Here is a 12272-nt window from a genome sequence, read left to right as displayed (position 1 = left end):
AGATCAGTGACCGCTCTGCACCTTCTTCGGTAGAGCGAACACCAACGCCAACGCAACGACGCTGAACGCGGCACTGACGGCCATGGCCATTGCGGCACCGTGCAGGAAGCCGGATCCCACGGTATCGGGGCCGGTGATGGTGAGTGAGCCGAACAGCACACTACCGATGACTGCGATACCGATTGCGGAGCCGACGCGCTGCATCGTCGAGATGACGCCGCTCGCGGCCCCTGCGTCGTCGCGGTCGACGGTTGCGACGATGAACTGCGCGTTGGGAGCGATGAACGCGCCGTTGCCCAAGCCCGCGATGAACAGCGGGACCAGCAGAGTCCAATGGGAGATGGTGTCGGCGGAACTGGTCGCCAAGATGATCCACAGCCAGATCAAGCCGATCGACACCAGCGATGCGCCGAGGATCAGTACGGTGCGGCCGAGTCGGATCGTGAGCTTGTTGCTCTGCGAGGACGCGATGATGCTGCCGATCGCGAACGGTATCGAGACCAACCCGGACGAGAGGGCCGTATTGCCGAGCCCGGTCTGCCACAACAACGAGATGGTGAAGAAGATGCTGGTGAACGCTGCGAAGTACACCAGCGCGAGAATCACACCGCCGGTGAATGCCGGTCGGGTGAACAGTCGCGGCGGCACGAGCGGATTGTGTCCACGACCGCTGTGGATCACCTCCCACCAGCCGAACACTGCAATCAGGCCCACGCCTGCAGCAATGGTCACGTAGGTCCACAACGGCCACCCGAGCTCCTGGCCTTCGATCAGCGGTACGAGCAGCGCGATGAGGCCGGCGGAGATCAGCACCAACCCGAGCCAGTCGATGCCCGGCCTTGCAGTCGGCTCGGATTCATCCTTCTTCGGCAGCAGAACCGCCGCCGCGATCAGACCGACGATGCCGATCGGCAGGTTGACCCAGAAGACCAACCGCCAGCCGTTCTCCTCACCGAAAGCCTGGATGATCAACCCGCCGACGATCGGCCCCAACGCAGTCGACACTCCGATGACCGCACCCATGATCGCAAATGCCTTGCCGCGCACAGGCCCTGGAAACAGCAGTTGAATGAACGCTGTGACAGCGGGCACGAACATTCCGCCTGCCAGACCCTGAACCACTCGGGCAACCACCAACTGCAGATCGTCCTGAGCGAGTCCGCAGGCAAAGCTGGCCACCGTGAACAGAGCGAGACCGGTGAAGAACACCCACTTGTGCCCGATCCGATCCCCGACCTTGCCCGCCGGAATCAGGGCGAGACCGAACGCGAGCGCGTAGCCCGAGATGATCCACGACAGAACGGATTCCGATGCCTCCAGCGTCGTGCTGATCGTCGGCAATGCGACGTTGACGATGGTGGTGTCGAGCAGGGCCATGAACATGCCGAGCAACAGAACCACCAGGGCTTGCCAGGCGCGCTTGGGTACCTCGATCGCCGGTGGGGTCGCTGACGCAATACCGTCGGTCACTGCACTGCCCTTCGTAGTAGTCGCTGAGCAGTATCGACCGAACGGTCTGGTATTGCTAGCCGATCATTGCGGACGCGGCGAACATCCAGGACAGGCCGGTGGCCAGAGCCACGAACCCCGAGGCCACGATTCGACCTGCCCACTGACCTTCCAGCAGAGCCGTTTCCACGCGAGCCGTGTCGGCGTCGGTCGTCTCCATCGGTGTCATGTTCCACTTCCCACCCTGCATCCGCGGCCGTCGTTTCCGGCCGCCGGATACCCCCGGATTCGACGCCGAAACTAGCGCAACTCCACAAAGGCCTCCACCGCGTCGAGAAATGGGTGCTGCGCGGCCAGTAGCTTTGTCCTCGCCAGCGGCACCGAAAACCATTCGATGCGGTCTACCTCGGGAAACGATTGCATCTTTCCGGATTTCGGCGGCCATTCGATCTCGAATGTGTTGCTCATCGCAGTGGAGACATCGAGGTCGGACTCGATCCCGAACGCGGTGACGATCTTCCCGCCGCGCTGTGTGGCGGTGCCGAGCTCGATGGGGTTGCCCGCAGGCACCTCGATGCCGACTTCCTCTCGGAACTCGCGCTGAGCCGCGGTCCACGGGTCTTCGGCCTCGGTGAACTCCCCCTTCACTATCGACCACGCACCGTCGTCCTTCCGCGCCCAGAACGGGCCGCCGGGATGGGCGATCAGAACCTCCACCACGTCGGCGTTCACCCGAAACAGCAGAATGCCCGCGCTCTTGTTGACCATGTGATGAGCGTGCCATCAATTTGCACGCTCACCGTTATCCCCCATCACCATTCGAGCAGGCGCGCACGGTTCGCCCCTTGGGCATCGACACCGATTTTCGTTGAATTGCCGTCTTTTGACTCGGAGAGTGCCGCGAAAGCGGGTACCAGCTATTGTCTACCGATGCAAGAGCGCGCAGAATCGACCAGGCAGGCCGTACTCGTGGGAGCCGCATCGAGCTTCGACAAGTTCGGCTACGGCACAGCCAGTCTGAGCACCATCATCGCCAACGCCGGCGTCAGCAAGGGTGCGATGTACTTCCACTTCTCGTCGAAGGAAGATCTGGCGCAGGCCGTGATCGAGGCACAGATGGCTCTTGCCACCGCTGCCACCGTCACCATCATCGAAAGCACACCGAAGGCCATCGATGCCCTGATCCTAATCACCAAGGAGTTGGCGCGTCAGCTGCAGACCGACCCCATCGCACGTGGCGGCATGCGGTTGACGTTGGAATCGACGACGGCTCAGAATCCGAATGCGCAATCGTTCGACGACTGGATCGGAATGATCGCGAAGTTGACCGAGCGCGCCCGGACCGAAGGCGACATCGTCGACGACGTGGACACGGCCGCACTCGCCAGGATGATCGTTGCATCGTTCACGGGAGTTCAGACCGTCTCGGAGATGCTCACCGGACGCGCCGACCTCCAGCTTCGGATGACCGAGATGTGGCACCTGTTGCTACCGTCGATCGCCCCTCGCCGGCGACTGGCCCGGATACGAGCGGTAGCCGATGCACCGCTCATCGACTGGAACGATCGCTGAGCGGTAGCCACGGTTCGGGTGTCGCCGTGACGGACATCGCCGAGAGCACGACCCCGTCGTGCTCGAACTGAATGCGGTGAATGCCGTCGGTCGTGTCGCTGTCGACGATGACCGTGCACGGGTTGGCCCATTCGGCGAACCCCAAGAACCTGACCTCGAGGGACGTGAAGTCCAGTCCCACGCAACCGGTGGCCAAACGCAACGCCTGACGGGCGGCTTCGAGCATGGTGACGCCCGGTAGGTATTCCACCGAATGATCGAACATCGCCAGGTTCCGCGGATCCGGAGCCACCACGAGCGTCCCGTCCGAGGTATGACGAGCCAGTACGACATCTGAGGGGTCGAGACGGCCGACTCCGGCCGGTTCTGCCACCTCGGTTCCGGCGGGAAGGTACCGAAAGTGTGGGTCGGCCATGGTCGGCTTGCGGACCTTGGAGTAGACGTCCGGTCCGATGGGACGCACGGACGCCGTTCCGGAGGCGACGACCTGACCGCGGTTGAGCAGTCGAGCCGACAGCTTCAGGTTGTCCAGCGACTCGTCCTCGAATGTGCGGTCGGTCGTGATCGACTCGGCGACAAGCGAATCGTCGATGTTGTCGACCGACAGCAGGTCGAGAATGTCGAACCGGAAGTGCTCGATGTAGACCACGTGGTCGAGCGGGACGTCGTGTTCGACGTGACAGAACAGGCTCACTGCCTGCCGCAGCGCCTCGGCGATCATCAACGAATCGTGGGTGCGACGTACCGGCACGAACATGCGATGCGACGTCGGCAGCTGTACCGCCGCACGATGCATACCGTCGACCGTCTCGTAGTCGGTCAACAGCACGTCCGCCGGAGAGCGTCGATGCACGAGCTGGCGTGGAACGGTGGATGCGTAACTCAAACTCACTTCAAAGCCCCTTAGAACCCGACCGATCCGTCTTTTTCCAGCACTTCCGAGCGTCCCGGATCGCACGAACAGTATGTCGCGAGACACCGACAAAACTGGCATCCGTCGACCTGATTCATTCGATCGATATACAGAAGATTCGGTCACGATCTGATAGCTGTCCGGGACTCTCGGTACCACATGTGCGGTACGTTCTCGCCGACCGACCCGGTCACGGGCGAGCGACCCCGGACAGCAAAAATCCCCGCCCGGACAAGCCGGACGGGGACTGCGCTCCCCCACCTGGACTCGAACCAGGAACCCTTCGATTAACAGTCGAATGCTCTGCCAATTGAGCTATGGGGGATTACCTTGCGGCGTCACACTCTCGTGCGAGCCGTTGGAAACAATAGCGCACACCCCCTTGTGAGTACCAAATCGGGCCCACGAGAGCGCCGGAACAGCTTCCGCTGTGTACCGAATCGCCCTGCTCGAGGTTCGTCGGGCAAGATGGAAGAACGGCCGCACGCTCTACGGAAGGACCCACTGATGATTCGTTTGGTACTGGCGGCTGGAGCTGCATATGTACTGGGAGCCAAGGCCGGACGGGGCCGCTACGAGCAGATTCGCAAGACGGCCAGCGCCGTCGCGTCGAGCCCGGCCACCAAGAAGGCAATCGAGGTCGGCCGTCAGAAGTTGTCCGACTCTCTGAACACGCAGCCGAGACTCGAGCCGATGAAGCCGGTCGACGACGAAGACCAGGTTTTCGTCCCGCGCGATCAGCTGCGGCGCTAACCGACCTCGGCGACGCTTCCCACGGCGAGTTCGAGCAGGCTGCGGCGGTACTGCTCGAGGGCGATGAGATCACCGAACAGGGCGTTGTAGTCGTCCGGCTTCTCCGCAGGCGACATGCGCTGCAGCTTGGACTTCAGTTCGGCGACCTGTTGGCCCACCCACACCTCTTGAAGCCGGGCGAGCACACCGGAGATGTAGCGCGTGAGAGCGTCGTCGGCCACGCGCATCGGATCGACGGCCAACTCCGTCACCAACGACACCACCACGGCGTCCTTGGCCTGCTTGGCCACTGCGTCGACCCACTCCCCACCGCCCAGGCCCGCGGCAGTGCCGCCGGCCGCGGCCACGGCATCACGCACCGCGGCGTACGCCGGATGATGAAAGCTTTCGGGTGGCAGCGAATCGAAGACGGTGCCGGCGACCGCGGGCATCTGCAGCACCGCCTTGAGGGCCTCTCGTTGCGGCCACAGCGTCGGATCGGTGGGGTTCGGACGCGGCGGCCCGGTGGGGGCTTCCGTCGGCGCTGCCTGACGCTTCTCGAAGGGCACGCGTTTACCGCTCGTGTCGCCTCGGGCACCCTTCTTCGCCTCGTCGCGCACGCGGGCGAGCACCATCGCAGTGTCGTCCCAGCCGGTCCACCCGGCGAGCTGCCTGGCGTACTCGTCCCGCAGTGAGGCGTCCTTGATTCGCGCGACCACCGGAACAGTGCGCTTGAGCGCTTCGACGCGCCCCTCGGGCGTGTCCAGATCATGCTCTCGGAGCAGCGATTTGACGACGAAGGCAAACATCGGGGTCCGCCGGGCCACGAGATCGCGAACGGCGTTGTCACCGGATTTCAGGCGCAGGTCGCACGGGTCCATTCCGTCGGGTGCGACGGCGACGAAGGTCTGCCCGGCGATCTTCTGATCCCCCTCGAACGCCTTCATGGCCGCGGCCTGGCCGGCGTCGTCACCGTCGAAGGTGTAGATCACCTCACCGCGAAAGTAGCTGTCGTCCATCATCAGTCGGCGCAGCATCGCGAGGTGGTCTTCGCCGAACGCGGTGCCACAGGACGCCACCGCGGTCTTGACGCCGGCGAGGTGCATCGCCATGACGTCGGTGTAGCCCTCGACGATGACGGCCTGATGCGACTTCGCGATCTCCTTGCGCGCGAGATCCAGCCCGAACAACACCTGAGACTTCTTGTACAGCATCGTTTCCGGAGTGTTGATGTACTTTCCGGGCATCGTGTCGTCGTCGAACAGCTTGCGTGCGCCGAAGCCGATGACGTCGCCGCTCTGACTGCGAATCGGCCACACCAACCGGCGCCGGAATCGGTCGATGGGTGTGCCGCGCTTGCCCGGGGTTGCCAGGCCGGCGTCGACTATCTCCTTGGCTTCGAAGCCCTTGCCCAGCAGATGTTTGGTGAGGGTGTCCCAGCCGTCGGGTGCGTATCCACAGCCGTAGGCCAGCGCGGCGTGGCCGTCGAAGTTGCGTTCGGTCAGGTAGTCCCGTGCGGCCTGGGCATCGGGCCCGCTGAGCCGGCCGGCGTAGAACTCCTGAGCCGCCGCGTTCGCGGCGATCAGGCGCGCGCGGGTCCCTCGATCACGTTGGACCGAGGGCCCTCCGCCCTCGTAGGAGATCGAGTAGTTCAGCCGATCGGCGAGTTGCTCGACGGCCTCGACGAACGAAATGTGCTCGATCTTCTGGAGGAAGGAGTAGGCATCACCACCTTCGCCGCAGCCGAAGCAGTGGTAATGGCCATGATTGGGCCGAACATGGAACGACGGGGACTTCTCGTCGTGGAAGGGGCACAACCCCTTCATGGAGTCGCCGCCCGCGCGCTTGAGCGAGACGTAGTCGCCGACTATGTCTTCGATCCGTGTGCGTTCGCGAATGGCGGCAATGTCACGTTCAGGAATTCGGCCGGCCACGACTGGAGTCTAGCGTCGAACAAGACGCCCGACACCCGTCGATCAACCCCAGCTGGCCTGAGCCCCGAGCGACCGCTTGTCCACCAGTTCGAGTCGACTCTCGGTGTACGACGCGATCTGATCCACGACGACGCGAGTCCGTTCGGCGTCGCTGTTCGCGCGTTGCCACGCGGGCACCAGGATGGGATCGAGTTCGCCCGGCGCCGAGCGCATCAACCACTCGGCGACGCGATGGATCCGGTCACGTTGACGTTCCTGCCGAATCTTGTGCCCGGCGTCGGACATGACGTACCGCAGTGCCATCGTCTTGAGCAGAGCCACTTCGGACGCGACGATCGACGGCACCACGAGGTCGGCGTCGTATCGCGTCAACGCTGCCGTGCCGTACTTCTGGCGGGTTCCGTCGATGGCAGCCGTGGCGAATCGCCCGACCAGCTCGCTCGTCATGTGCTTGAGCGCCACGGATGCGGTGAGGGTGCCGTCGTATCTGCCGACCGCGACGACGACGTCCATCTTGGACAGCCGGCTCGCCGCCTCGATCAACTCGTCGACGTCGAGTCCGCGGAACTCCGAGACACCGAGTTCGGCCAGTGCCCGCTGCTCGATCGGATCGGATAGTGCACGCAGGTCGATTCTGGCGTCGATGACGCCGTCCTCGACGTCGTGCACCGAGTAGGCGACGTCGTCGGACCAATCCATGGTCTGCGCTTCGAGGCACTTGTGCTTGTCCGGTGCACCGTCGCGTACCCAGCCGAGAATGGCCGAGTCGTCGTCGTAGGCACCGAATTTCGCGCCCGGCGCGGGCCTGGTCCACGGATACTTCATCGCGGCGTCGAGGGCGGCGCGGGTGAGGTTGAGCCCCGCGCTGTTGCCGTCGGAGTCGAGGATCTTGGGCTCGAGGCCGGTCAGGATGCGCAGGTTCTGCGCGTTGCCCTCGAATCCGCCGCAGTCCTGGGCCACCTCGTCGAGGGCTCGCTCGCCGTTGTGTCCGTAGGGAGGATGACCGATGTCGTGTGCCAAGCCCGCCAAATCGACCAGATCGGGGTCGCTGCCGAGCCCCTCCGCGATGCTGCGCCCGATCTGCGCGACCTCGAGCGAATGCGTCAACCGGGTGCGCGGGGTGTCGCCGTCGCGGGGCCCGGTCACCTGGGTCTTGTCCGCAAGACGACGCAGGGCAGCACAGTGCAAGACCCGCGCTCGATCTCGCGCGAACGCACTCCGATGCGAGGCGTTGTCCGCCCCGGATCGAAGCCCAGCGGTCTTGGGCGGTTCGGGAACGAATCGTTCGACGTCGTGCTCGGAGTATGTGCCGGTCATCTACTGGCCTGCCGTGTAGGAGAAATCAGCGGTGAAGTGCGTCAACTGGTACCACAGCAGAGCGCCTGTCTCCCTGGCTATTCCGTGCGCCTGCGACTCGCGGGTGTAGACGGCAGGCCCGGTGCGGGTGGGCGAGGTCCACGCATCGAGATCGGCGTCGCGCGCCATGGTTCGGGTGCGCAGCGAGTGCCACGGATCGCTGACCAGCACCACCGATGTCTTGCCCTGATCTCGTAGCGTGGCGCTGACGGCTTCGATGCTTTCGAGGGTGTCCGATCCGGTTTCGACGGCCACGATCGCGTCGGCAGGCACGCCCTGATCTATCAGGTAATTGCGACCCGACGCCGCCTCGGTGAACAGGTCACCTTCCTGCTTGCCGCCGACGGTGACGATCTCGGGAGCGATGCCCTGCTCGTACAACGACGCGGCCTGCGCCAAGCGTGCCTCGAACACCGTCGAGGGCGTACCGCTGTACTGCGCAGCACCGAGTACGACGATGGCGTCCGCCGCAGTATGGTCGTCGATCCGAGCCACCTGCCACACGCGCACCGCGGTACCTGCCACCAGGACGAGGGCCATCAGTATCACTCCCGCGACCAACCGACCCGTCCAGCGTCCGAGCGTTCCGAAGAAGCCCAGCCGCTCGGGACCGGGGTCCGGGGCATACCGGTCGTCGTACGGGTCGCCGTACGAATCTCGGTCGAGAGTTGAATTCACCCCTCGAGTTTGCCAGGCCCGCGCATCTTCGGCGCTCACGGCGCGCCTCGGGAGGTCAGAGCCACCCACGGTCCTCGGCGACTCGGACCGCTTCGGCCCGGGTGCTGGTGCCGGTCTTTCCGATCGCCGACGACAGGTGGTTACGCACCGTCCCCTCCGACAGGTGCACCTGCGCCGCGATGGCACCGGCCGTTCCACCCTTCGACGCTGCGCGAAGAACTTCCTGCTCACGGGCGGTCAGCGGGGAAACGCCCTCGGTGAGCGTCTCGGTCGCCAGCGCGGGATCGACGACGCGCAGTCCCATGTGGACCCGTCGTACGGCGTCGGCCAACTGTTTGGCTGGAGTGTCCTTGACGACGAATCCGGAGGCTCCGGCATCGATCGCACGGCGCAGATATCCGGGCCGGCCGAACGTCGTGACGATCAGCACTCTCGACTCCGGTACCACCTGAGCCAGCTCGGCGGTGACGTCGATGCCGTTCTTGCCCGGCATTTCCACGTCGAGCAGCACGACGTCGGGTCGATGTTCGAGAACCGCCGCCACCACTTCGTCGCCTCGTCCCACCTCGGCGACGATGTCGAGGTCGTGTTCGAGCCCCAACAATGCTGCGAGGGCACCGCGCACCAGCGCTTGGTCGTCGGCCAGCAACAGTCTGATACTCATGGTGCCGAGACCTCCACCTTGAATCCGCCGGTCGGAACCCGGGCGACCGTCAGTGAACCACCGGCAGCGCTCACGCGTTCACCCAACCCGCGGAGCCCGTTTCCTCCACAGTGTTCCTCGGCCGGCCCGCATCCGTCGTCGACGATGGAAATGCTCGAGGGCGTCAGCATCACTCGGCAGTGGCGTGCGTGGGAGTGTCGCACCACGTTGGTCACCGCTTCGCGCAGGACCCAGCCGAACAGTTCGCGGTGTCGCAGTGGAACGACGTCGGCATCCGCGGGCAGCTCGACGTCGATGGCGGCGGCCACCAGAGCTGTTCGTGCGCTTGCCAGTTCGGTGCCGATGTCGATTTGCCGCATGCCGCCGACAGTGCTGCGCACATCGGCGAGTGCTTGCCTTGCAAGGGTTTCCACCTCGGCGATCTCGACAGCTGCTCGGGCAGCATCGATCTCGAGCAATCTGCCGGCCAGTTCACTCTTGACAGTGATGACGGTCAGGGAATGCCCGAGAATGTCGTGCACGTCTCGGCTCATCCGCTCACGTTCGGCGACGATGGCCAGATCCGCCAATTGCTGCCGCGCCACGGCCAATTCGTGGTTGCGCTGGAAGACCTGGGTGATACCCCACGCGGCGGCCGAGCTGATCAGCAACTGAAACGCGAAAAAGTTGTCGGGCTCCCAGGACGGGATGACCCGCGGTGCCACTTCGATGGCCACCACCATCACCGCGACCAACGTCCACGCCTGCCGAACCGGCAGCGTCATCATCGCCAGCACCGCGATGTAGATCGTTGCACCGAATCCGGTGGTTCCGATCAGCGCGCTCATCGCCGCGGTCAGGGCCAGCATTGCCGCGAGCGCAATCCAGGCCTGCCGTACCGGCAGCGGGTGTCCGCGGCGGTGACCGTTGCGAAAGCGCCAGAAGGTGGCCGTGAACACGACTCCGAACCCGACGATCGCGGCAATACCGAGGACCCGTGCCGCCACAAATTCCAACGACAGAATCTCGTTCAACGGATAGATCAGGTATATCAGCCAGATGGCTCCGAACATCCAGCCGTACCGCCAAACCCTGCCCTCGGGGAGGTCGGCGGTGAACGTGGTCATGTCGCCCACGGTATCTCCGTGGGCGACACGATCGGTGGTTTCCGCGTCAGGCACGCTTGGTGTCTTTCCGGAACAGCAGCGCCGCTCCTGCGATGAACACCACCGCCCACACCACCAGGTTGACCACTGCGACGGCGAGGATGCCTGCGTCGGCCGAGGTGAACGGAGCCCGGGCCACAGTCGCCAGACCGTACAGCGGGGTGAACTTCGCCAGCATCGGGAACCAGCCGCTGTCACCGAGCGGGACGAACAATCCGCCGGCCAGGGCGAGGAAGGCCAGTACCGGTCCGAGGATCTGCATGACGTTCTCCGAGGGCAGCAGGTACCCCATGAACAACCCGAATGCGGCGAACACCGCAGATCCGAGCCACGCGATCACTCCGCACGCGAGCCACACCCAGATCGGCATGTCGGCTCCGAAGAATGCCGCGACGACGAACACCACGACGATCGCTGCAGCACCCATCGTCATGGCGACGAGCATCTTGGTGACGATGTAAGCGACAGGTTTGAGCGGAGTCAGTCGCAGCTGCCTGCTCCAGCCCTGAGCGCGTTCGACGGAGACCATCGCTCCCCCACTGGTGGTGGCCAGCATCGCTCCGTAGACGGCCATGCTGATGGCGATGTAGCCCGTGACATTGCCGTGCGCGAAAGGATAGTTGGTCCGGTAGTCCGACTGCGTACCGAAGATGACGAAGAACACCGGCGGCATGACCAACGTGAAGACCAACGTGCGCTTGTTCCGGAACAGGCGACGGACTTCGAGTCCGAGGAACGTGGGCGAAAATCCGCCGTACGCAACGGCTCTGGCAGCGGTGGGGCGGGGCGAGGTCGTGGTCATCGGATACTCCCGGCGAGTTCGGTGTCGGCATCGGTGGTCAGAGCGAGGAACGCGTCCTCGAGGTTCCGCGAGACAATTTCGAGATCGGTCGCGTGCGCGTCGTTGAGCAGGTAGCGGGCAACGCAGTCGGAGTCGCGTCCGTGCACGATCACCCGGTCGCCGCGCGTCTCGACCCGGTCGACTCCGGGAAGAGCGAGCAACATTGACCGGTCGACACCGGGCAGAGTGGCGGTGACCGTGCGTCCCGCCGCGAGGTTCTTGACCTCGGCGGCGCTGCCGTCGGCGACGATCTTGCCGTGCCGCACCAGGACAATTCTGTCGGCGTAGGCATCGGCCTCGTCGAGGTAGTGCGTTGCGAACAGCACTGTTCGGCCGGTACTCGCGTCCTGGCGAATGGCGTTCCAGAAGTCACGTCGACCCTCGACGTCCATGCCGGTGGTCGGCTCGTCCAACACCAGCAGATCCGGGTCGGGCAACAGTGCAAGTGCGAATCGCAGTCGCTGTTGCTGGCCGCCGGAGCACTTGGCCACTCGCCGGTCGCCGATGTCGGCGATGCCGGCCCGAGTCAGGACTTCCTTCACCGACCGAGTTCGGGCGAACAGCGCCGCGGTCAGTTCGACGGTTTCGCGGACGGTCAGGTCGCGAAGAAGTCCGCCGGTCTGCATCACCGCCGAGATGCGCCCCTGAGCGATGGCGTCGGCCGGAGTTCCGCCGAACACCGACACCGTCCCGGTGGTGGGTGTGGCCAGGCCGAGCATCATGTCGATGGTCGTCGTCTTCCCGGCACCGTTCGGTCCGAGAAAAGCGACTACCTCGCCCGGCTCGATGGACAGGTCGATCCCGTCCACCGCACGGACCGATCCGTATGTCTTCGTGACGCCTCGCAGTTCGACTGCCTTCATTGTGGTCATGACAGTTACTCTGCTGCGATCCGAGCCCGACCACCTCGACCGAGCGTCACGATTGCACGATGACAACTGTCATGGATCGACCTGCTCGTTTCGGACACCCTGGAGCCGGTAGATTT

The 12272-nt window shown here is 64.5% G+C and carries 13 protein-coding genes and 1 tRNA gene; 2 read left to right on the top strand and 12 right to left on the bottom strand.

Features of this window, described 5'->3' with window-relative positions; translation table 11 throughout:
- Positions 1-3: 3 nt before the first annotated feature.
- The 3 genes from RFA01S_RS17165 to RFA01S_RS17160 form a co-directional block, all read right to left on the bottom strand.
- Positions 4-1470, bottom strand: coding sequence for an MFS transporter (locus RFA01S_RS17165; RefSeq protein WP_027497475.1), 1467 nt, complete (start codon positions 1468-1470; stop codon positions 4-6).
- A 55-nt stretch (positions 1471-1525) separates the two neighbouring features.
- Positions 1526-1678 (bottom strand): hypothetical protein, encoded by a 153-nt coding sequence (locus tag RFA01S_RS27840; protein ID WP_155288446.1) that lies wholly within the window; start codon positions 1676-1678, stop codon positions 1526-1528.
- 71 nt (positions 1679-1749) lie between these two features.
- Positions 1750-2217, bottom strand: a complete 468-nt coding sequence (locus tag RFA01S_RS17160) for an NUDIX hydrolase (protein ID WP_032399938.1) — start codon at positions 2215-2217, stop codon at positions 1750-1752.
- Between the two features lie 162 nt (positions 2218-2379).
- Between RFA01S_RS17160 and RFA01S_RS17155 the strand changes: the two genes are divergently transcribed.
- Positions 2380-3021, top strand: coding sequence for a ScbR family autoregulator-binding transcription factor (locus tag RFA01S_RS17155; RefSeq protein ID WP_027497477.1), 642 nt, complete (start codon positions 2380-2382; stop codon positions 3019-3021).
- On the opposite strand, the gene RFA01S_RS17150 is transcribed toward RFA01S_RS17155, so the two are convergent.
- The gene (locus tag RFA01S_RS17150; protein ID WP_072692126.1) at positions 2999-3913 is read right to left on the bottom strand and encodes an AfsA-related hotdog domain-containing protein; all 915 of its coding nucleotides are present in this window, start codon (positions 3911-3913) and stop codon (positions 2999-3001) included. The genes RFA01S_RS17155 and RFA01S_RS17150 overlap by 23 nt on opposite strands.
- A gap of 273 nt (positions 3914-4186) precedes the next feature.
- Positions 4187-4259: transfer RNA gene (locus RFA01S_RS17145), tRNA-Asn, on the bottom strand.
- Positions 4260-4441: 182 nt separating this feature from the next.
- On the opposite strand from RFA01S_RS17145, the gene RFA01S_RS17140 reads away from it, so the two are divergent.
- Positions 4442-4687, top strand: coding sequence for a hypothetical protein (locus RFA01S_RS17140; protein ID WP_027497479.1), 246 nt, complete (start codon positions 4442-4444; stop codon positions 4685-4687).
- Here the strand turns inward: RFA01S_RS17140 and dnaG are convergent.
- The 7 genes from dnaG to RFA01S_RS17105 are packed head-to-tail and all read right to left on the bottom strand — an operon-like array spanning position 4684 to position 12156.
- Positions 4684-6600, bottom strand: a complete 1917-nt coding sequence (gene dnaG / locus RFA01S_RS17135) for a DNA primase (protein ID WP_032384555.1) — start codon at positions 6598-6600, stop codon at positions 4684-4686. The genes RFA01S_RS17140 and dnaG overlap by 4 nt on opposite strands.
- Before the next feature lie 42 nt (positions 6601-6642).
- A complete protein-coding gene (locus RFA01S_RS17130) occupies positions 6643-7917 on the bottom strand; it encodes a deoxyguanosinetriphosphate triphosphohydrolase (protein ID WP_027497481.1) in 1275 nt (424 codons plus the stop codon).
- A complete protein-coding gene (locus RFA01S_RS17125; RefSeq protein WP_032382766.1) occupies positions 7918-8634 on the bottom strand; it encodes a YdcF family protein in 717 nt (238 codons plus the stop codon).
- 55 nt (positions 8635-8689) lie between these two features.
- A complete protein-coding gene (locus RFA01S_RS17120; RefSeq protein WP_027497483.1) occupies positions 8690-9298 on the bottom strand; it encodes a response regulator transcription factor in 609 nt (202 codons plus the stop codon).
- On the bottom strand, positions 9295-10404 hold the full coding sequence (locus RFA01S_RS17115; RefSeq protein ID WP_032382908.1) for a sensor histidine kinase: 1110 nt from the start codon (positions 10402-10404) through the stop codon (positions 9295-9297). The genes RFA01S_RS17120 and RFA01S_RS17115 overlap by 4 nt, the downstream gene beginning before the upstream one ends.
- A 46-nt stretch (positions 10405-10450) precedes the next feature.
- On the bottom strand, positions 10451-11245 hold the full coding sequence (locus tag RFA01S_RS17110) for an ABC transporter permease (RefSeq protein WP_032389212.1): 795 nt from the start codon (positions 11243-11245) through the stop codon (positions 10451-10453).
- On the bottom strand, positions 11242-12156 hold the full coding sequence (locus tag RFA01S_RS17105; protein WP_032406750.1) for an ABC transporter ATP-binding protein: 915 nt from the start codon (positions 12154-12156) through the stop codon (positions 11242-11244). Before RFA01S_RS17105 ends, RFA01S_RS17110 begins: the two co-directional genes overlap by 4 nt.
- Positions 12157-12272 lie beyond the last annotated feature (116 nt).

Source organism: Rhodococcoides fascians NBRC 12155 = LMG 3623 (assembly GCF_001894785.1).
In the GTDB taxonomy this organism is placed as follows: Bacteria; Actinomycetota; Actinomycetes; order Mycobacteriales; family Mycobacteriaceae; genus Rhodococcoides; species Rhodococcoides fascians.
The sequence above is the reverse complement of the archived record's forward strand: the minus strand, read 5'-3'. Positions and strand labels throughout refer to the sequence as shown.